16 protein-coding genes are annotated in these 20486 nt (G+C 55.1%); 7 read left to right on the top strand and 9 right to left on the bottom strand.

Translation table 11 applies throughout. From position 1 onward, the window contains the following. Positions 1-101: 101 nt before the first annotated feature. Entirely contained in the window at positions 102-1502 is a 1401-nt protein-coding gene (sthA, locus tag RBB44_RS14680; protein WP_306148461.1) for a Si-specific NAD(P)(+) transhydrogenase, read from the bottom strand. Positions 1503-1755: 253 nt separating this feature from the next. On the opposite strand from sthA, the gene RBB44_RS14675 reads away from it, so the two are divergent. From RBB44_RS14675 to RBB44_RS14665, 3 genes are all read left to right on the top strand, one after another. Next, positions 1756-2508 (top strand): ABC transporter substrate-binding protein, encoded by a 753-nt coding sequence (locus RBB44_RS14675; RefSeq protein WP_306148460.1) that lies wholly within the window; start codon positions 1756-1758, stop codon positions 2506-2508. A 330-nt stretch (positions 2509-2838) separates the two neighbouring features. Next, positions 2839-5019, top strand: coding sequence for an anthranilate synthase (locus RBB44_RS14670; protein WP_306148459.1), 2181 nt, complete (start codon positions 2839-2841; stop codon positions 5017-5019). A 90-nt stretch (positions 5020-5109) separates the two neighbouring features. Then, positions 5110-5517 carry a nuclear transport factor 2 family protein gene (locus RBB44_RS14665; protein ID WP_306148458.1) on the top strand — a complete coding sequence of 136 codons (408 nt, stop codon included), beginning with the start codon at positions 5110-5112 and terminating at the stop codon, positions 5515-5517. Positions 5518-5583: 66 nt separating this feature from the next. Here the strand turns inward: RBB44_RS14665 and RBB44_RS14660 are convergent, their stop codons facing one another. Then, positions 5584-6744, bottom strand: coding sequence for a methyl-accepting chemotaxis protein (locus RBB44_RS14660; protein WP_306148457.1), 1161 nt, complete (start codon positions 6742-6744; stop codon positions 5584-5586). A 57-nt stretch (positions 6745-6801) separates the two neighbouring features. Continuing rightward, positions 6802-7338, bottom strand: coding sequence for a PAS domain-containing protein (locus tag RBB44_RS14655; RefSeq protein ID WP_306148456.1), 537 nt, complete (start codon positions 7336-7338; stop codon positions 6802-6804). A 409-nt stretch (positions 7339-7747) separates the two neighbouring features. Here RBB44_RS14655 and RBB44_RS14650 point away from each other — a divergent pair, with 409 nt between their 5' ends. Beyond that, positions 7748-8668 carry a hypothetical protein gene (locus RBB44_RS14650; protein ID WP_306148455.1) on the top strand — a complete coding sequence of 307 codons (921 nt, stop codon included), beginning with the start codon at positions 7748-7750 and terminating at the stop codon, positions 8666-8668. 68 nt (positions 8669-8736) lie between these two features. Here the strand turns inward: RBB44_RS14650 and amt are convergent, their stop codons facing one another. After that, on the bottom strand, positions 8737-11931 hold the full coding sequence (gene amt, locus RBB44_RS14645) for an ammonium transporter (RefSeq protein ID WP_306148454.1): 3195 nt from the start codon (positions 11929-11931) through the stop codon (positions 8737-8739). Between the two features lie 257 nt (positions 11932-12188). On the opposite strand from amt, the gene RBB44_RS14640 reads away from it, so the two are divergent. After that, positions 12189-12671 carry a DUF962 domain-containing protein gene (locus RBB44_RS14640; RefSeq protein ID WP_306148453.1) on the top strand — a complete coding sequence of 161 codons (483 nt, stop codon included), beginning with the start codon at positions 12189-12191 and terminating at the stop codon, positions 12669-12671. Between the two features lie 17 nt (positions 12672-12688). Here RBB44_RS14640 and RBB44_RS14635 read toward each other — a convergent pair whose 3' ends face one another. Beyond that, positions 12689-13756 (bottom strand): metal-dependent hydrolase, encoded by a 1068-nt coding sequence (locus tag RBB44_RS14635; RefSeq protein WP_306148452.1) that lies wholly within the window; start codon positions 13754-13756, stop codon positions 12689-12691. Positions 13757-14165: 409 nt separating this feature from the next. Here RBB44_RS14635 and RBB44_RS14630 point away from each other — a divergent pair, with 409 nt between their 5' ends. Further along, the gene (locus RBB44_RS14630; protein WP_306148451.1) at positions 14166-15398 is read left to right on the top strand and encodes a GGDEF domain-containing protein; all 1233 of its coding nucleotides are present in this window, start codon (positions 14166-14168) and stop codon (positions 15396-15398) included. Between the two features lie 167 nt (positions 15399-15565). Further along, positions 15566-16816 carry a GGDEF domain-containing protein gene (locus RBB44_RS14625; RefSeq protein WP_306148450.1) on the top strand — a complete coding sequence of 417 codons (1251 nt, stop codon included), beginning with the start codon at positions 15566-15568 and terminating at the stop codon, positions 16814-16816. A gap of 31 nt (positions 16817-16847) precedes the next feature. Here the strand turns inward: RBB44_RS14625 and RBB44_RS14620 are convergent, their stop codons facing one another. The 4 genes from RBB44_RS14620 to RBB44_RS14605 form a co-directional block, all read right to left on the bottom strand. Further along, positions 16848-17120: a PepSY domain-containing protein gene (locus RBB44_RS14620; protein WP_306148449.1), complete on the bottom strand. Its 273-nt coding sequence runs from the start codon at positions 17118-17120 to the stop codon at positions 16848-16850. Between the two features lie 205 nt (positions 17121-17325). Beyond that, positions 17326-18432 (bottom strand): alkene reductase, encoded by a 1107-nt coding sequence (locus RBB44_RS14615; RefSeq protein ID WP_306148448.1) that lies wholly within the window; start codon positions 18430-18432, stop codon positions 17326-17328. Positions 18433-18536: 104 nt separating this feature from the next. Beyond that, positions 18537-19151, bottom strand: a complete 615-nt coding sequence (locus RBB44_RS14610; protein ID WP_306148447.1) for a TetR/AcrR family transcriptional regulator — start codon at positions 19149-19151, stop codon at positions 18537-18539. Between the two features lie 114 nt (positions 19152-19265). Beyond that, the gene (locus tag RBB44_RS14605; protein WP_209175018.1) at positions 19266-20453 is read right to left on the bottom strand and encodes an ABC transporter substrate-binding protein; all 1188 of its coding nucleotides are present in this window, start codon (positions 20451-20453) and stop codon (positions 19266-19268) included. Positions 20454-20486 lie beyond the last annotated feature (33 nt).

The following is a 20486-nucleotide window of genomic DNA, read 5'->3' as shown; positions in this document are numbered from 1 at the left end:
CAGTCTTTCAGGCAGAATCGAAGGTGCCTCACCCTAGCCGTTGGATCAGCCCAAGACCACGGCCAGTGCTCTGGAACTCCTTCAAGCGAAAGCTTGGAATATCAGTCCTCAAGGGGACCCATTCTGTTCCAGGCGTCCAGGGCGGCAATCTTGTAGGCTTCTGCCAATGTCGGATAGTTGAACGTGTTTTCGACAAAATACTCCAGGGTACCCTTCAGGTTCAAAACAGCCTGACCGATATGGACCAGCTCCGTTGCCCCCTCACCCACGATATGACACCCCAGCAAGCGTCTGGTTTTCAAAGAGAAAATCATTTTCAGCATGCCGGTGTCGAGACCCATAATCTGCCCCCGGGAGGTTTCCCGGAACCGGGCGATCCCGCATTCATAAGGGATACCGCGTTCCTTTATTTCTTCCTCGGTCATGCCAACAGTCGATATCTCTGGAACTGCATAAATCCCGTAGGGAAAATACTCCGGAGGATCGTAGGCCTTCTCCCCCAGCGCCTGACAGGCAGCAATCCGCCCTTGCTCCATGGAGGTGGACGCAAGACTTGGAAAACCGATGACATCACCTGCAGCATAAATGTGCGGCACACTTGTCTGAAAGGTAACCGGATCTACCTTCAAGCGGCCGCGATGATCGACCTCAAGTCCGCAAGCTTCAAGGTTGAGCGACGGCGTTGCGCCCATCCGGCCAGCTGCAAAGAGGATCACGTTGGACCGCACGCTTCGGCCGCCTTCAAGAAAGATTTCGCATTCCCCCGGACCGTGTTTTTCGATGCTTTTCACTTTTGAGCCAAACCGCATCGCGATACCGCGATCCCGAAGCTGGTGCGTGAAATCGCTGACAAGCTCGTGATCGAGAAAATCAAGCATGGTGTCTCGAGGCTCGACCAGCGTCACGGCCACATCGAGCGCGGAAAAAATCGAAGCGTACTCCACTCCGATGACACCCGCCCCGATCACGGCGATCGAGCGGGGCAATTGGTTCAACTCCAGTATTTCGTCACTGTCGAGGACGAATTCTCCGTCAAATGGCACATAGTCAGGCCGGAACGGCTTGGTTCCGACCGCAAGAATGAACTTGTCAGCGGAGAACAGCTTCACGTCGCCTTCTTCGCTCTTAACCTCAATTTTCTCGGGCGATACGAAGCGCGCTTCGCCGTAAACCGTCGACACTTTGTTTCGGGCAAATTGCAGCTCGAGAACTTCGACTTCGTGATCAAGCGTCATATGAAGGCGTGCTCTGAGGTCACCCGCCGAGATGTCTTGTTTCACGCGGTAAGACCGGCCATAGAAGCCGCGTTCTCGCCAGCCGGTGAGGTTCAGCACCGTCTCGCGCAAGGTCTTTGACGGGATTGTACCGGTGTGGACCGAGACACCACCAACCCGGCGCCCTCTTTCGACAACAAGAACCTCGTATCCGAATTTCGCAGCCTGAATAGCCGCCCGGCGCCCCGCGGGTCCACTCCCGATAACGATCAGATCAAAATGATCCATGTGCCCCTCACATACCTCTTGCGAATGCGAATCCGTCCAAAAACCGCACTATATTTTATGTCGCACCGCACAAACATGATCCTTCGCCCAAGGTCAACCCGTTGCCCGGCGGTAACTCCGCTCAAGTCCGGTTGCTGGATTTATCACGCGAGCTCAAATAAACTGTTGCCACACGTTAGAAACTGACTCGAGGACGCACGTGCGACGCCCGCGGCGGGCTAATTTGGCCTGCCATTTCATCTTTATGTTGTTGATGTTGAATGCTTCTGCATTCGCACAGACACTCACATTTGCCGCAGACGAATGGTGCCCGGTCAACTGTGAACCCGGCAGTGAGCGCCCAGGCTACATGGTGGAAATTGCCAGTCGAATTCTGGAACCGCTTGGCTACGAGGTGCGCTATCAACAGATAACCTGGGCAAGAGCCCTTCTGTTTGCCAGGCAAGGCCGGTTTGACGGCGTATTTGCCGGCACCCCCGAAGAGGCCACTGGTTTTGTGTTCCCCAGCGAAGCGCAAGGCCGATACACGATTGGCATGTTCGTCGCCAAAGATGATCCATGGCGCTATGACGGGCCGAGTTCTTTGAAAGACAAGCGAGCCGGGTTGATCATCGACTATGGATACGGCGAGGAAATCGAGGCATCCGTTAATCGCTATTCTGAAGTTGTCCGGACCGGCGGCAACAACGCGCTGGAACAAAACATAAGAACCCTAGCTGCTGGACGTCTCGATTATATGCTGGAGGACATCAACACGTTTTCATACAAGGCGGAGGAGATGGGACTGGCTGACCGTTTCAGGCTTGAGAAAACCTTCACGCAAGATGATTTGTTCATTGCGCTTTCGCCAGCTCATGCTAATTCGCACGAGATCGCAAAAGCTCTGTCGGACGGCATGCACCGGCTTCGCAATTCCGGCGAACTTTCGCAGATCCTGCAGCGGTACGGCCTGCGGGACTGGATCGTGCCGACCTCGCAAGGCCATTCTTCTAAAGTGCCGAACTGAACGCGGCCACTCCTGCCAAACATCTCGTCTTGCGCTACCTGAGCCCAGCTTATCGGGGAGCGCGGTCTGCTGGTGTTTCCTCCGGCAATCCTTGGAATGGCACTTTTTCATTGCCATTGCCGGCGCCATCCTCTAACGGTGTTGAAATGATGAAAACCTTGAAAGCAGCTTGGTGGTGGCGCGGCGCGATATAGGCGGCCAGCGATCTCTCATGCTCTGACAAGATCGACAAGTTTCAACCAAGGCCGCCGCGGGAACCCGCTGGCGGCCTTGGTGCTTTATTGGGCCGTCCGGGTTCCGGTCAAAGGCCAAAAAAGACGGGGACATACCATGCCGCAACTGGCAGACCAGAGTTTCGTAACCGAGAGCGGGATCACCATCCTGCGCAGCTCCCGCCCCTCCGATTACGAAACAGGGACATCGGAATGGATCGACCGGCTGGACGCAGAGCGCGGGGCCGTTCTTGCCTCGTCCTATGAATATCCCGGCCGGTACACCCGTTGGGACATGGCGTTGGTCAATCCGCCTCTCGTCATGGAGGCAGCAGACCGGACCGTCGAAATCCGTGCATTGAACGACCGCGGCAAGATTTTGATGCCAGCGATCGCCAAGGCCCTTAAAACCCATGAAGATGTCGAACATTTTGCCGAGACCGACGAGCGCATCGACCTGACGGTCAAAAAACCAGATCGCGATTTTCAGGAAGAAGAGCGCTCCCGTCAGCCGTCGACTTTCTCGATCGTGCGGGCTCTGAAAGACCTGTTTGCCTGCAATGACGATCAGCTCGGTCTCTACGGGGCATTTGGCTATGACGTGGCGTTTCAGTTCGAACCGATCGATTTGAAACGCGACCGGCCAGACGACCAGCGGGATGTTGTTCTGTTCCTGCCCGACGAAATTCTCATTGTCGACCACCACGGCAAACGTGCCTATGTTCTGGAATACGATTTTGTCGTTAATGGCCGCAGCACAAAAGGCCTTGAGCGCACGGGCGAGAAGCGTCAGTACACCCCTGCGAACCAGGATCCAGGCCGCGGCGACCATGAACCGGGCGAATACGCGCGCCTTGTTGAAGAGGCGAAAGACTATTTCCGCCGTGGGGATCTCTTCGAAACCGTGCCGGGACAGGTGTTTTACGAGGCTTGCCCAAACCCGCCATCGGCGGTGTCCCGGCGTCTCGCACAGATCAACCCCTCGCCCTACTCCTTCTTTTTCAACCTTGGCAATGATGAGTATCTCGTCGGCGCATCGCCTGAGATGTATGTCCGGGTCACCGGTGGCCGCCGGGTTGAGACCTGTCCGATTTCGGGCACCATCCGGCGCGGCAAGAACGCAATTGAGGATGAGGCACAGATCCGCAAGCTTTTGAATTCGGCCAAGGATGAAGCGGAACTGACGATGTGTTCCGATGTCGACCGCAATGACAAGAGCCGTGTCTGCGTCCCCGGATCCGTCAAGGTGATCGGACGCCGTCAGATCGAGATGTATTCGCGCCTCATCCACACGGTGGACCATATCGAAGGCACCTTGCGCGAAGACATGGATGCCCTGGACGCATTCCTCTCGCATACCTGGGCTGTGACCGTCACCGGTGCGCCAAAACGCTGGGCCATGCAGTTCATTGAGGATCACGAGAAGTCACCGCGCGCCTGGTATGGCGGAGCGATTGGCGCAGTGCTTTTCAATGGCGATATGAACACTGGCCTCACCCTGCGCACGGTTCGTATCAAGGACGGTGTTGCCCAAATTCGGGCGGGTGCGACTTTGCTCTATGACAGCATTCCCGAGGACGAAGAAGCGGAAACCGAACTCAAAGCGGAAGCGATGCGCGCAGCTGTTCGCGAAGCTGGTCTTGCGACCAAGACAACGGCCGCTGGCGACGTTAAAAAACCCGGCAAGGGCTTGAAAATCCTCCTGGTCGACCACGAAGACAGTTTCGTGCACACGCTGGCAAACTACTTCCGCCAGACAGGCGCCGAGGTTGTCACGTATCGAACCCCAGTCGCAGATCATGTGTTTCATGATGTGAACCCGGATCTCGTGGTCCTGTCTCCCGGCCCCGGCAACCCAAAGGATTTTGATTGTGCAGCCACGATTGGACGCGCGCGGGCGCGAAACCTGCCGATCTTTGGCGTTTGTCTCGGCCTTCAGGCACTATCGGAGTATTTCGGCGCGGAACTCGGCCAATTAGATGTGCCGATGCACGGCAAGCCATCACCGATCTCGTTGCTGGGCAACTCACTCGTCTTCGATGGCCTGAACGCCCCCGTGATCGTCGGCCGCTATCATTCGCTTTTTGCCAAACGGGACACACTGCCCAGCGACATCCGGGTAACGGCGGAAACAGAAGATGGTGTCGTGATGGCAATCGAGCATCAGAAAGAGCCGATCGCCGCCGTTCAGTTCCATCCAGAATCCATCATGTCGCTGGATCAGAACGCCGGCCATAAGATCATAGAAAACGTCGTGTCCCGGCTGGTTCAAAACAGACAGCTTGCTGAGAGCGCCTGAGTTTTTTGCTCAGCTGTCGTAGCGTCACGGATTTACCACTCAAAAGCTGCAGGATACCATCCTGCAGCTTTTTGTTTTACGGGAGGATCCATGACCCAGTATTCCGATCACCTCTCCCTCTGGTTCAGCGGCCTTGAGGGGGCAGACAAATATAAGGTCCTCAACAAGATCCTTGCGGACGATTGTGTCTTCTACAGCCCCGTCATGCACACTCCGCAAAAGGGAAAACAGCTGACCTTCCTCTATCTTGCGAGCGCGTTCACGGTGCTTTTGAAGGAGGGAAAGTTCAAATACTGCCGAATTCTCGAGCAAGGACAGGATGCCGTGCTTGAGTTTGAGACAGAGATCGACGGAATTCACATCAACGGCGTCGATATGATGACGTTTAACGAAGCTGGCCAAATCACTGAGTTCAAGGTCATGCTCCGGCCTCTTAAGGCCCTGGAGAAAGTTCGGGCTTTGATGATGGCAGAACTCGAAGCTGCGAAATCAGCCTAAAACCTGGCGGGAGCCTCAGCTGCGCGTTGCGTCCGCAAACCGATTGCTACGCAGAGCCAACCTAGTTTATCCAACCTTGGTGGCGGTTGCCAGGAAGTGACGCATATCCTCGCGCAGCGAACGCAGCTGGACTTCCTGAGCGTTAAGGGCTTCGGCTTCCACAAGCACGCGGTCGCTGATCTGCTTGCTTTCCGCCGTGGCCGCCCGAACGTTTGCAATGCTGCTGCTGACTTCAGCAACACCAGAGGCGACTTCGTCAATGTTCTGAGCGATCTCGCCCGTGGCCGCGGCCTGCTCCTCGACCGACGACGCAATGGCCGTTGAAACCTTGTTGACCTGATCAATTGCAAGGCTGATCTCTTCACTGGCCGCAACGGCGTTCTTTGTTGCCCCTTGCAGACCGGAAATCTGGCCGTTGATCGTCTGCGTTGCTTCCGCTGTCTGACCTGCGAGCGCCTTGACTTCTTGAGCAACGATCGCAAACCCACGGCCATGCTCGCCGGCCCGTGCCGCCTCAATCGTCGCGTTCAACGCCAGAAGATTTGTCTGCGCAGCAATATCTGTAATCAACTGAACAACTTCGCCAATGTCCGAAGACATCTTCGCAAGGCTGCCAATTTCACGATTCATGGTATCGGATTTGGAAACAGCCCCTTCTGCCGTTTCCGACGCTGAGTAAACTTGGCGATTGATTTCTCCTACCGAGCTGGCAAGTTCTTCCGTTGCCGACGACACGCTTTGCATGTTCGCCGAAGTCTGCTCTGCCGCTGAAGCGACAACGGTCGACTGTTCGTTGACAGTCGCGCTGGCCGCAGCAACCCCCGTTGAAACAGTGTTCAGCTCCTGAACGGAATGCGTAACAGTCTCGACAACGTCCTTGAGCCGGGTTTCGAACTGTTCGGCAAGATCGCAGAAGGCGTCGTGCTTTTCCTTAATCGCAACGGTCGCCTTGTTGATGCTGTTGGCGGCACTTGCAAACCCGCCAACCATTCCGGTTTCGGAAATCATTCGGAAATGCTGATTGCGCCCGACATAATCGAGGCAGGCTTTCGATTCACGCAAGTAGGCGTCGGTGCGGTCGATCAGGAGATTGATGGCATGCATAAGTTCTGCCGCCTCTCCGGTTTCGGTAATTCCGGTGATACGGGCTTCGAAATCGCCCGCAGCTACCGCCTTGCACACCTTGGCCGCCTTGCGCAGTGACGCCTTGCTCAATCCACCGATCATCTGCCTATTCCCAAACCTATTCCTAGCCGGTCGCCTGCCTGAAGGCTGCTCCGGTGATTAAGCCGCCTTACCCAGTGTCGCGACAAATTCGTCGTAAGCGATCCCATGCTGCTCAAGCAGCCCCAACACCATCTGCTCGCTGGCCAGCATGCCATCCTTACGGCTTGCATGACGCTTTTCTTCTTCAAGAAGCATCTTGTAGAGCGGAATGATGTGCTTGTTCACGATCGCCATGTCGGGAACGCGCCGATTGGAATGATAGCTGATGATTTTACCAGACGCGTCAAAACTCGGGGTCACATGGGCGTAAACCCAGTAGTGATCGCCATTCTTGCAACGGTTTACAACGTAGGCAAAGATCTCCTGACCAGCTTCGAGTGTGGACCACAACAGCTTGAATACACATCGAGGCATCTCAGGATGGCGGATCAGGCTATGTGGCTGCCCCAGAACTTCTTTTTCAGTGTAACCGGCAACGTCCAGAAAAACCCGATTGGCATAGGTTATGCGGCCCTTGAGGTCGGTTTTGCTGACGATGACATCGTCTCTGTGAAACGTTCGCTCGCGTCCCGTTAGGAAGGCATTTTTTGGCACCGGAAAACCCCAGCTTCTACGTGCTGACCTTGTCAGCAGTCCGAAAAAAACTGGTGCTGAGTATCTCCCGACTAAAATTAATTTTGAATAAATGAGGCGGTCACAATCGCCACTATTCAGCAACAAGCAGTGTAAAAACTGTCGATACTCTGGATCATTCAGATGACCAGAATAAATTCAAAAAACCCTAACGCCAATTCCCTTGAAATCCAGCATACGGAACCTTCCCTTGCGAGATAACTCGCGTAAAACGTTCAGTATTTTCCAGGTAAATAAAATGCATAATTTTTCCAATGCAGGTTTTGCGCAAACGGGTTTCGCGATAACGTGCACATAGACTCTGGACGCTGCGCACATATTGCGCACAGCTGACGCATGAACACAGTGGCTGATACGCCGGGGAACAGCGGTGACAGTATTCAAGAGGACTGGCGCTCAATTAGGCCTGCTGCTGACACTGATCTGCGGAGTTGGTCTTGCTGTATTGGAGCGACCACTTTCAAAGCCTGCATTTGCACAAGCAACCCAAGCCGCCGACATGGTTCTGGGTATCGGGATTTGCCCGCCATGGCGGACACAATCGGTAGAGGTTTGCCGGAACAGTGTTCAAACCGTTCTGAAGGCTTTTTCAGAACGGCTCGGTCTCTCCGAAGCGCGGCTTCACTTGATGTTAAATGAGGGCGCCTCCGCAGACAGCCTCAAGAAAACCGTCACGGCGCTCGCCAACACACTAGGGCCAGACGACCGGCTCATCATCTACGCAAACATACCGTCAATCTCCAACGCGGCCGTTGAGGCCGGCTTGCCGAACCGTCAAATACTGCAACTTTGGGCGGACGAAAAACCAGAAAGCACGGAGCTTGCGATTGAAACGGGGACATGGGTCTCGGCCCCCGCCTTTGCAGCCATGCTCCATACCGTCCCGGCTGGCCAGGTGATCTTGATCCTGGATACCAGCAACTCCGACACGATCGATCCGGACCTTTTGGAAACACATGCGACAAATCTGGATGCCCGCCCCGAGGCGCTGGTGACTTCTGCCGGTGCCGGACAAATGGCAAACTATTCCGCTGACCGGACGATCGCCCTTTTCGCCAAACATTTGGCAGCGTCCCTATCAGCTACTGAGGGAACACTTGCCGACGTGATCAGGGCAGCTTCCGCCGGCACCCGGCAAGCCGCGATCCCGATATGCGTCGCCTTGAGAGAAAAGCAGTCGGACAGTCAAACCAACGAAAAAGACTGCACGCAGGTTCCTGAGATCCATGATCCGGCTGGCATATTGAGCACAATCGCAGTGCCTCCTTTGCCAGAAAACGAAGCGAACTGACGTTTCAAGCCATCAATCCAGACAGGCACCCCTTCAGAACAATCAGTGCTTTTACGGTTTGGATTGGATCAACTGGCCAATTCTGCAGGCGGGATATCGTCACTGCCAAGTTCAGCGGCAAACCTGATCCGATCCAACGCCGCCAGCACAGCTTTGGGTGCAACCCGGACCAGTTTGTCGACTGGAACAGGTTTGCCAATCAGATAACCTTGCACTTCATGGCACCCCTGAGCTGCCAGCAGGCAGAGGTTTTCAGTGTCCTCCAAACCTTCGGCAACGATCCGCATATCAAGCGCCTTGCCCAGCCTTACGACAGCTTCAATAATCGCCAATGCGTTGTAGTTTTGCTGCGCCTCCAACACAAAGGACCGGTCGATTTTGATGCAGTCGAAAGGGAAGCGGCTGAGATAACTGAGTGAGGAATACCCGACCCCAAAATCATCCAGGGCGATCTTTACGCCGATGTCCTTCAGTTTCGTCAGAATGGAAAGAGCCCGTGCATCATCCTCGATCAGAGTGTTTTCGGTGATCTCAAGTTCAATCCGGTTCGCAGGAATTCCAGACGCCTTAATGGCACGCGCCACGTCCTCAATAAAATCCTTGTCCCGAAACTGAACCGGACTGACATTCAAACTGATGTTGCCGGTGGGGATCTCCTGTGCTGCAACTGCAAGCGCCCGCTCAAGCACGAACTTACCGATCCCGATTATCTGGCCTGAGTTTTCGGCAACCGGAATAAACTCCACTGGGCTGACAAGCCCATGGTCCGGATGATTCCAGCGGATCAACGCTTCATAGGAAACGATATTCCCCGTGGCGAGGTTCAGGCGCGGCTGAAAATAGAGCTCGAATTGGTCATCAGCGAGAGCCGCGTTCAAATCCTTTTCCATTTCACGGCGCTGCCGCACCTCAGCCCCCATGCCCTTTCGGAACAGGCAATATGTCTGCCGTCCAGCGCTTTTGGCATTGTAGAGGGCAATATCGGCGTTCGAAACGACCTGCTCCTCGCTTTGACCTGCCGCGATCATGGCAACCCCAATGCTGGCCCCTGGCTTCACAATTAGCCCGTGTCCGCAATTGACCGGCTCAGACAGAATGGCAACCAGACGGTGCGCCATGTCTTCCGCCTGATTGGCGAATGAAATCGACGTCTGGATAATGGCGAATTCATCCCCGCCCAGACGCGCCACGGTGTCACTGCCTCGGCAAGCGCTCAAAAGACGCTCTGCGGTGACACGAATGACCGCATCCCCGGCAGGGTGACCATGCAGATCATTGATGTCTTTAAACTTGTCCAGATCAACAAGCAGCAGCGCGGCCCCCTGCCCGTTCTTTTCACATCGGCGCAGTGTCTGCTGAAGTTCGGCATTGAAGACGGCCCTGTTCGGAAGATCAGTCAGGGGATCATGCTGCGCGAGATGAAGGATCTGCGCTTCCGCCTTTTTCCGCTCACGCAAATCAACAAGGGCTGACACACGAGTTGGAACACCTCGGTAGGCGATCACGCGGGTCCGGATCTCAACCGGCACCCGTTCGCCAGCGCGGTTGACGAATACGACCTCGCGCGGCTCCTTCTCCGCCTTGATCAGATGATCTTCCAGAGTTCCGGCAACACCGGTCTCCACAAACTCATAAAGACCGCGCATTTCAAGCTCAGAAATCGAATAACCGACGAGCTCTTCGAAGGTTTTGTTGCCGTCCAGAATACGCCCATCGACAGAAATAACGATCGCATCAAAGGTGGCATTTGCGAGCGCCGACAGACGCTCTGCTTCTTCCTGGGTCCGTTTTGCATCAGCGACACGGGACTGGGCCTGCTCCTGACTTTGGACCGTATCCATAAGCGCGTTGAACAACCGGGTTAGGCGCTCAGAATCTTCGCCTTTGGACACCTGAAGGCGCATGGAAAGATCGGCCTTTCCGGCAATCAGGCTGTCGAGCGCATCCTCAACATGTCCGATCCCAAGCCGTGTCCCATGCTCAGCCTCATTCAGACCGATGTCTTCATCCTGCTGTGACAAACGCAGCGGGCTGTATTTGTTCAACACCGCGAGGAACAGGATGCTCACACCAAAACACCACAAGAAGTTGGTCAAGATGCCTTGAAGCTGAACCAAAAGCTGAGGCACGCGCGCGCCGAGCGGCAATGCCTCTGCAGGCGCCAAAACGGCCAGGCCAAGCGTTCCAATGACACCAGCAAATCCGTGAACGCTGATCGCGCCGACGGGATCATCCAGCCTGAAATAGCGTTCGAGAACAAGCGCTCCGAAGAGCGCTGTGGCCCCTCCGGCAGCTCCAACCAAGAGCGCACCGCCGGGCGTCAGAATATGGCACCCTGCAGTCACTGCAACGAGCCCGCCGAGTAGCCCCGAAATAGAGTTTTCCGGTAAAACCACGCCATCCCGATACTTGCCGGCCAGATACCCAGCGGCAGTCCCGGCTGCGGCCGCCAAGACGGTGTTGGCGAAGATCTTGGGCACATCCCAGCTGGCGGCCAGTGTTGAACCGCCATTAAATCCGAGCCAGCCGACGAAGAGAGCGACAGCACCGGTTGTCGCCAGAACAGAGCTGTGACCCTGAATACGATAAGCTCGGCCCTCGGCGTCAAACCGCCCGATCCGGGGACCGAGGATGATACATGCGGCCAACGCAACCCAGGCGCCTGTCCCGTGAACGACTGTTGACCCTGCAAAATCTACAAACCCGCGATCGGCAAGGAAGGCTTCGGCGTCCGGGAACAAAACGCCGCCCCACGCCCAACGGGCAAAGACCGGGTAGATGACGGCTGCGGTTAAGACCGTGCACCAGACATAAGCCTGAAGCCGCATGCGTTCGGCAACTGCGCCGGAAATGATTGTCGCCGCCGTCCCGCAGAACATGACCTGGAAGGCAAACACGGTCAGAGCCCAAGGCGTAACGTCCGACAGTAAAAACAACCGATCATCGTAACCGGCAAACCATGTGCCGCCTGCCCCAAACGCCACTGCAAATCCGAACACGGCGAAAATGATCACGCAAACAGCGAGATCCAGAAGATTTTTCTGCGCAACATTGATGGAGTTCTTTGACCGGACCATGCCCGCTTCAAGCAGCATGAATCCGAGCTGCATCAGAAGAACCAGCCCCGCAGCAACCAGCACCCAGACCATATCGAGGCGCTGTTGCAAATTCGCCGAAGCAGCCTGCGCAGGCAGCAACATACCCGTAATGAAAAAAACTGCACACCAAACAAGCGTTTCGAACTGAACCCGAAGCTTACGCATTCTAACCGCCCAAGAAACCAGAATCGGCGGCATGATCCCGCGCAATTTATTAATTATGGCTTGCAAATATTGCCAATGATAACAAGTTCAGCACTCTGCTCAACTTTCATGCAATTACTTGGCTGCTGAAGTTCTTATTCTAAGCAATTCATCACCTTCGCGGTCGTAGAGGAGTGTCGAACCAGCACAAGTCAGCGGTTGATTTTAATTGAACAAATGTTCAATATAAACTATGCACGAGCGTACGGGAGGAGCCCATGGCGACACAGACAGCGAACAACCGCCGGATTGACAGTTTGTTGGCGGAGTATGGCGAAAGCCACCAGAACGCGACCAACAAGTTTATTCACTGGATTTGTGTTCCCGTGATCGTCTGGACTGTCACCGCTCTGCTCTGGAGTTTGCCGGTTCCGTCATGGTTCACTGCAGTACCGTTTCTCAACTGGTCAACTCTGGTGATAGGACTGGCGACACTCTACTACCTGACCCTCTCCGTTCCACTTGCCTTTGGCATGGCCGTAATCGGGGCAATTTGCTCCGCCATAAACGCCAGCTACGGTCTGCCGCTGCCGCTCTGGCAAACAGCGCTGGCGGTGTTCGTAGCCGCATGGATCGGGCAATTCATCGGACACAAGATCGAAGGCAAGAAACCGTCCTTTTTCAAGGACATTCAGTTCCTGTTGATCGGACCGGCGTGGCTCCTACATTTTTTGTATCGCAAGTTCGGGATCAAATACTGACGCGAGCGTGTTTCAGGCTAGCACGAGCGCTCGGAAGGCTGCGTAACAGCCGGCATCTCTGACGCTTCGGCTGCACGTATAGCAGGCCGCCCTCTCAAACGCTCGCCGAGCCAGGCGAAGTCTTCGCTGTCGGCACGGCGCAAAGACAAGTCCCGCTCCGGCATCATCGGAACAATGCCACCATCCGTTAGTTCACCAACGGCAAATCGGAACGCGTAACCAGGTGTCAGACCCATCCGCAGATCCGAGATGACCACCTTGCCGTCCACGAGTTCCGCGCGATTGAACCCGCGACTGAACCAATCGAGCTTTTGATAAGCATCCGAGTTTTGAACGCAGGCAACGAGTTCAGGATGGCGCGAATGAGTGTAAATCTCCGGCTCCTGATCCCCGTCAAAGAGCGACAGGTAAAGGTTTTGATAGCGGTCTGGATCGAGACCGATCACTTTCCAAAGCGCAATATTAAACGGCGCTGCGATTGCGAAGATCTTTTCGGGAACCTCTCCCTGGCTGGCGAAGATCTGCTCCGCTCTTTGCTCGACATAGGCTTGAATTCCGACCGACAACAGCATGTACGCGCTGGTCGCAACCAAAACGCCGCCGACCCACCGTCCGAATCTCTGGGTCCAGTCGCTTTTGAAAAACGCCCAAACAACGACAAACAAGAGCGGCAGCGAGTAGACCGGATCGATGATGAACACCGATCCGACACCCACGGGATCTGGATAAAACGGCCAGAAAATGCGTGTTCCGTAGACCGTCATCGCGTCAATCATCGCGTGGGTCGCGAAACACAGATAAACCGTCAGGTAGGTCAGCCAGCGATGGTCTCTCAAGCCCTTAAAGAGGCGAACGAGCAGCTCTCCGAAGACCGGTGCCGCAAGCGCATGAACAAACACGGAGTGCGTCCATCCACGGTGATAGACAAAGCTGTCGACCGGGTCGGCAAACGGGATGAGAACATCCAGGTCCGGCACGGTCCCCAATAAGCCGCCAACAAGCGCTGCTTTCCTTGGACCGATTTTCTTGCCAAGACACGCCGTTGAAACGGCTGCGCCCAGTACGAATTGGGTGATTGAATCCATGAAGGGGTCCGGATGGCCTGAACGGTCGTTGGTGGTTTTACGATAAGTGGGTCAATAGTTTGCCGATGCAAGAAGTACGTAGCGCATCGCACAAAAGATCACGTTAGGCGCACACTGTGGTCTGGCAAATGATTGTATCGTTGCTAAGGACGGGCACTCGGCGCGCCGCCCTTCTCGCTCTTGTTAAGGCAGGGTAACCCAGAACATAAACGAGACTATAGTTCATTCGATCAATGGATCTGGCCTTCGTTTCAACGGAATAGAAACCAGCAATTCGGCGGAAAACAGCTGTGTACCGTTAGGTATTTGCCAACCCTTTACATGTAAAAAATGACATAAGCGTTTTAGTTGCGTTATTATATTACTTCTATTTAAAATTTAGAACGCGATCCAAGAGCCGGAAAGCAGCATGACACTGGATACGCCGACACTACTGATCGCATTGGCAGCAGCAGAATTTGCAAGTGCGCTGATTTTGCTGGCGTTTCTTGTGAGTTTGAAGAAAGCCAACCGGGCAACACGCTTGGCATTTGCCATCTATGCACCTGCCATGTTCTTGGTTGCGTGTGGAACTGTTCTCGTTGCCTTCCGGTCTGAGGTCTCAGCATTCTGGAGCATCACGTTTGCTAACGCTCTGGTCTTGCTCGGCTTTGCCTTGCGCCCGGAAGCCATTGCGGTTTTTTATGGACGTCCGGTACGCGGCTGGATGCTACTTGCGGCCCTCAGTGGCTGGTTGGTCATTTGCTTGGTTCCAGACTTTTTTGGCTCGTTTTCAATCAGGCTGATTTTCGTCCAGTCGATGCTTCTAGCAGCCGCAATGTACTCCGTATGGCGTGTTTTCAGGTTAAACGCGGAACACCTGTCATCGGTAAGGTTGTTCACGATCGGCAGTTTTCTCGAAGCATCCGCCTACCTGATGACGATTGGAAGCCAACTCATCTACCAACACGAATCCCTTAAGGTCTTTGCAAATCCCATACAGCCACTGGCCTATTTGGTGCTGTTGATGGTGGCGATTGTCATTGTGTCGGCCTCCTTTGTCGCGATGGCCATTGAACGCATCCAGGTCCGGTTTGAAAAGCAGGCCTTGACCGACAGTCTGACAGGTCTTGCAAACAGGCGTGCGTTCATAAAGGCGGCTGAACGCTGGTTCTCATCAACGAACCAGACTCAGGCCTTTACTCTCATCCTGATCGATATTGATCATTTCAAGTCGATCAACGACCAGTTTGGGCATACTGCCGGTGATCGCGTGCTCGCCTCCTTTGGGACTGCCATGAAATCGATCTTTCCCAGGGCAATTCCGCCAGGGCGGATCGGCGGCGAGGAATTCGCTGTGCTTTTGCCGCAAACAGAAAAAGCAGATGCCGTCCATCTTCTTGGCAGACTGCGCGAAGTCATTTCGCAATGCGCGATTTGTCCAAAGTCGGACGTTTCGGGAATTACGGTCAGTGCCGGTCTCATCACTGCGACGACAAGCCATGATTTCGAAGAGGCCTTTGATCACGCCGATCAGCTGCTCTACAAAGCCAAAAAAACCGGCCGCAATCGGCATGTCGCTCTCGACAAGACTGCTCCTTCTGATGAGCTGACGATTGTGAATTCGCCGAACCAGCCGCGCGGCCTGGTCGCGACCTCATAACGCAAAACCTGTAATCCCTTGGAAACAACAGACACGTCGTTTGAGGCCGCGGAAACTCCCAAAACAGCAGTCCTTTGTTAATATTGGCGAGGACATGTGGTGGCCCGTAGTGTATAGAATCGACACCTTCCGTTTTCGTCACATTCATTGATTCAGACTTTCCCGCCATGAACCTGGACGTCAAAACTCTCTTTACGGTTGTTACTCTTGCCTATCTGATCGGCGCGGTCGTCATGACTGTTTTGTCGATCGCAATGCGGTCCGCTCCGAAATCCGTTCGGGCCGGTTGGGGGCTTTGGGGAATTTGCCTCTTTTTGTCCGCGGCGGCGGCAATAATGATCAGTCAACGCGGTGCCATTCCAGATGCGCTTAGTATCATTGTGGCAAACGCCCTCCTGACCATCGGGTTCGGTCTGAGGCCAAGTGCCATTGCACTCTTTAACGGCAGAAAGATGCAATACCTGTGGCTGCCGGTCGCAGGAACACTTGGATGGCTGGGCCTTTATGCTTTTGAGTTCTTCCGCGAGGACATTCTTTTGCGGGTCATTTACATCAACGGCTTTTGCCTGCTCGGGGTTTTGCTCTGTGTCCGGGAAAGTATCCGGTTGAACCATCACCGGGTCAGCAGTTGGTTTCTAACAATTGCGTTCTCGATGGATGCCGCCGTCAGGATCAGCCTGATCGGCGCGCATTTGCAAAAACACTACCCGACCCTGCTTGAGTCCTACGAAACTCTGCCTCTGCAGCTCTGTTTCCTTGCTCTGATCACGGCAATCGTCTTGAAGTTGGTCGGGATCACGATGTCAATCTTCGAGATGCAGCGGCATCAGTATCGCGAAGAAGCGGAAAAAGATCCGCAAACGGGTTTGCTCAATCAGCGTGGTTTCATGCGCGCCACATCGCAACACCACGAACAATTGGTCCCGACATCCGCCCCCTATGCGCTGGTCCTGATGGACATTGACGAGCTCAGGCAGATCGAAGAACGTTATGGTGCAACCATGCGCGACGCCTTGCAAAAACTCTTCGCGAAAATCTCCGGTTCCACATTGCCCTCAACCGCGGTTGCGGGTCACTTGCCAACCGGCCAGATCGTTGTGTTCATGCCCTTATCCGATGGTGTTGAGGCGAACTCCTACGCGCGCCGGATTTCGAAAATGCTCGTCACGGAGAGCCAGTCGGCATCCGGTAACAGGTTCTCCGCAAGGTTGAGCGCCGGGATTTTTGCCGGCACCGCCGACACCAATATTCAGCGTGCGATTGAAATCGCCGGCATTTGCCTGCGCCAAGCGCGGCAAGACGATCACAGCAACATCATGACGCATCACGCGGCAACCGGAGCCCCTGTTGCGGCGACAAGCGAGGAGACACCCTTCGCCCGCCGCCAGAAGCAAGAAGTCTTGGATCCGGCGCAGTAAACCTCCAACCGTTCGTCACTACGGCAGAACGTTAGTCGTCCTCGATCTTGATCACCGTGCCGCTGGTTCGATCGACATCGATCTCATAGTCCGCGCCATCAAAGGTTACTTCGACTTCGATCTTGCTGCGTGAAACATCAATCTCGCGAATAGTGTACCCCTTTTCCTCAAGCTGGGCGGCGATCTCGGACACTTTGGTCCCAAGCGTATCGCCCACGGCAACAGCTGCGACCGCAGATCCTGCCGCCAACACTACTGCGGTCCCGAGAGCGGCCCCGGCCACCCAACTCTTCATATTTGTCATATCCAATATCCCTATCTCTTGTTTCATCGAAACCTAGAGGTGGGGGCTCAATTGCGGCTCCGGGGTGGCGTTTGCATTAAGCTTTGGTCATCTGCCGCAAGGGTCGGATCTCGCCCAAAACAAGAGAAGCCGGTGCAGCTGTCTGCACCGGCTTCTTTCGGGCCGACCTGGATTTTGTGGATGCCGGGCAGCCTGATCTTAAGGCTTATTCAGCAGCAACTGCGCTCTCTGCAAGACTTGGGTAATCCACGTAGCCCTTTTCGCCGCCGCCATAGAGCGTATCCGGATCCAGCGGGTTGAGCGGGGCATTCTTCTCAAGCCGCTCGACAAGGTCCGGGTTGGAGATGAACGGACGGCCAATCGCAACAAGGTCCAGGTCACCACTATCGACAGCCTCGATGGCCATGTCACGGTCATAACCATTGTTGCCCATGGTGGCGCCGTCAAACAACGCATAAAGCGCCGCCAAATCACCGCCCTCCGGGATCTCCCGCGGTCCACCGGTCTGGCCTTCCACCAGATGCAGATAGGCAAGGCCGTAGCCATTCAACAGTTTGATCACATGGCTGAAGACAGCCTGTGGGTCACTTTCTGTAATGTTGTTGGCGTTGGAGAACGGGCTCAAACGGATTCCCACACGGTCAGCACTCCAGGCCCCGGTCACCGCATCGACAACTTCCTTGAGGAAGCGCGTGCGGTTTTCGATGGAGCCTCCGTAGTCGTCGGTGCGCTGGTTTGCGCCATCTTTTAGGAACTGGTCGATCAAGTATCCGTTCGCCGCATGGATTTCCACGCCATCGAACCCGGCAGCCTTCGCGTTCAAGGTTGCTTTCCGATAGTCTTCAACGATACCGGCGATTTCATCTGTTTCCAGCGCCCGCGGGGTAGTGGTTTCGATAAAGCTGGTGCCATCGAACGACTTCGAGGTCGCAGAAATTGCGGATGGCGCGACCGGGTCTGCCCCGCCCGGCTGCAGAACGGGATGGGAAATCCGGCCCACATGCCAAAGCTGGATGACGATCTTGCCGCCTTTGGCGTGAACCGCATCTGTGACTTTCTTCCAGCCTTCGATTTGGGCATCCGAATAGATGCCCGGGGTCCAGGCATAGCCCTTCCCCTGAGGTGAAATTTGAGAAGCTTCGGAAATGATCAAACCGGCTCCTGCGCGCTGCGCATAATACTTGGCATGAAGCTCATATGGCGCATCATCCTCCACACGCGCCCGGTTGCGAGTCAGCGGCGCCATCACGATCCGGTTTTTCAGATCAATGGCACCCGCTTTGGCCGGGGAAAACAGTTTGGTGTCGGACATCACGTTTCCTTTTCAACGATATCGACGGTTGGAACTGACATTTACGGAATGATCAGTCCATATTTAGTCCCAAAACCCCTTCGATGGGATTTGAGACAAATAGGTTAGTCTGGGCTCAGGACAGATTTGGCCTGAGCAAGTGTCTTAGCGATCCGTTCAGCCGGGACCCCAGCTTTCCTTAATGCGAGTGTCCCAATGGCCAGCGACGCATAGGCACTGGCTTGGTCACGCACTGTGTCCGGATTGTCCGGATCAATCGCTTTTGCAATGATTTCTTCGATGGATTCCAAGTGGCGGCGGCCGATGGTTGCCACATCCTGATCATGCGGCGCGAGTTCCGTAACGCAATTGATCAACATGCATCCGCGGGACCCGCCCTCAGGGTCCGCCAACGCTTTGACCATTGCACCGACAGGGTCATCGCCCGATGTGTCGGCAACGTCCTGCAGGTTGTCCAGGGCCTTTTGGGAATATTGCAGCAACGCACGTTGGAACAACGCCTGCTTGCTGCCGAATGTGCCATAAAAACTTGACCTGCTCAGGCCCATGGCCTTCGTCAGATCATCAAGCGACGCAGCCTCAAATCCCTTTTGCCAAAAGACATTGAGCGCGGTCTCAAGGGCCTTCGATTCATCGAACTCCCGCGGCCGCCCCGGCCCCGGCGCACGCCCGCCGGAGCTTGGTCCATTTGGTTTTTGAATGTCTGCTGTGTCACTCATGAACCGGATATGGACTGCTCATTCCGGAATTACAAGACGCATTAGAAATATTTCGGACTGCACAGTCCGGAAAGAGTATCCGAACTTGGCACAGGGCCCTACCCTGACCCCGCCCTACATCCGGCACGAGCCAGAATAGGCGTCGCCGACATCATCGAAAATCCGGGCGGTGGCCTCCATCTCGTAGAGCGTGCTTGTCCGGCGCACCCCTTCGACCAAATAGAAGTCCTGGATCGGGAACTGGTTGTCATTGAAACGGAAATCACCACGCACACTCTCAAAAGGCGCTGCATTCATGGCAGAAATCAGCGTTTCTGTATCTTTGATACCGCCGGTGAGTTCCAGCGAGAAGTGAAGAAATTTGGCGGCATCATAGCCTTGGGCGGCATAAACGGATGGCTGGTAGCCATAGGTACGCTGAAACTCGCGCATGAAACGCTTGTTAGCCGGATTGTCGAGGTTGGGCGCCCAGGTCGACGCAGACATCAAGCCTTCAGCAGTCTCGGCCAAGTACGGCAATGAAACGCCATTGATAGTCTTGGCGGATAGGAAAGGAATGGCCCCCTTCAGCCCGGAGGTGTGAAACTGGCGCACCAGCTCAACGCCCATTCCGGACGGCATGAAGGCGTAAATGGCATCTGGGCTGATTTCATCGATCTGAGCAAATTCGCCGGAAAAATCGGTTTGTCCAAGGCGTGGGAAGAGTTCGCGCGCAATCTGGCCCTTGAAATGCCGCTGAAAGGCGGCAAGCGCATCCCGGGCGGCCTCATAGTCCGGCGCGATCGTGACAACGCGTTGATAGCCTTTCAAGCTTGCAAACCGTCCCATTGTTTCATGGACCTGATCATCTTGCGACGCAGTTGAATAGAAATATCTGCTGCAGGTCCGCCCCGCGATTGGCGCCGGTCCGGAACTGGTCCCGATGAACAGCGTTCGGCTGCGCACTACAGGATCATGTACCGCGAGCATCACTCTGGAAAAATTGACGCCAACCAGCACATCAATGCCGTTGACTTCGATGAGCTCTGTAACCTTTTCAACGGCGTAATCAGGATCCAGCTTGTCGTCAGTGATTAGGACGTTTGTTTCGAGGCCGCCGAGCGCGCCGTTCGATTGATTGACAGCGAGCATGAAGCCATCGCGCATATGCTCCCCGTAAATCGCCGCTGGCCCCGACAGTGTCGCCATGAAGCCAACCGTCAACTTGGGTGTTTCCTGCGCATATCCGGGAACAGCGGCCATGAAGGCGCTGCAGAGAACCGCTCCGGCCAGGCGTTTGAACCGCGCGCGCACATTTTTCATCGTGTTTTGCCCATTCCTAACATGACCTCAGCG

It is taken from the genome of Roseibium sp. MMSF_3247, assembly GCF_030733765.1.
GTDB lineage: Bacteria > Pseudomonadota > Alphaproteobacteria > Rhizobiales > Stappiaceae > Roseibium.
This window is presented reverse-complemented; position numbering and strand designations above follow the sequence as displayed.

Bases quoted from the DNA above. Each gene is read 5' to 3' on its own strand.
- sthA (WP_306148461.1), bottom strand. From the start codon at position 1,502: ATGGATCATTTTGATCTGATCGTTATCGGGAGTGGACCCGCGGGGCGC.
- RBB44_RS14675 (WP_306148460.1), top strand. From the start codon at position 1,756: ATGTTGAATGCTTCTGCATTCGCACAGACACTCACATTTGCCGCAGAC.
- RBB44_RS14670 (WP_306148459.1), top strand. From the start codon at position 2,839: ATGCCGCAACTGGCAGACCAGAGTTTCGTAACCGAGAGCGGGATCACC.
- RBB44_RS14665 (WP_306148458.1), top strand. From the start codon at position 5,110: ATGACCCAGTATTCCGATCACCTCTCCCTCTGGTTCAGCGGCCTTGAG.
- RBB44_RS14660 (WP_306148457.1), bottom strand. From the start codon at position 6,744: ATGATCGGTGGATTGAGCAAGGCGTCACTGCGCAAGGCGGCCAAGGTG.
- amt (WP_306148454.1), bottom strand. From the start codon at position 11,931: ATGCGTAAGCTTCGGGTTCAGTTCGAAACGCTTGTTTGGTGTGCAGTT.
- RBB44_RS14640 (WP_306148453.1), top strand. From the start codon at position 12,189: ATGGCGACACAGACAGCGAACAACCGCCGGATTGACAGTTTGTTGGCG.
- RBB44_RS14635 (WP_306148452.1), bottom strand. From the start codon at position 13,756: ATGGATTCAATCACCCAATTCGTACTGGGCGCAGCCGTTTCAACGGCG.
- RBB44_RS14630 (WP_306148451.1), top strand. From the start codon at position 14,166: ATGACACTGGATACGCCGACACTACTGATCGCATTGGCAGCAGCAGAA.
- RBB44_RS14625 (WP_306148450.1), top strand. From the start codon at position 15,566: ATGAACCTGGACGTCAAAACTCTCTTTACGGTTGTTACTCTTGCCTAT.
- RBB44_RS14620 (WP_306148449.1), bottom strand. From the start codon at position 17,120: ATGACAAATATGAAGAGTTGGGTGGCCGGGGCCGCTCTCGGGACCGCA.
- RBB44_RS14615 (WP_306148448.1), bottom strand. From the start codon at position 18,432: ATGTCCGACACCAAACTGTTTTCCCCGGCCAAAGCGGGTGCCATTGAT.
- RBB44_RS14610 (WP_306148447.1), bottom strand. From the start codon at position 19,151: ATGAGTGACACAGCAGACATTCAAAAACCAAATGGACCAAGCTCCGGC.
- RBB44_RS14605 (WP_209175018.1), bottom strand. From the start codon at position 20,453: ATGAAAAATGTGCGCGCGCGGTTCAAACGCCTGGCCGGAGCGGTTCTC.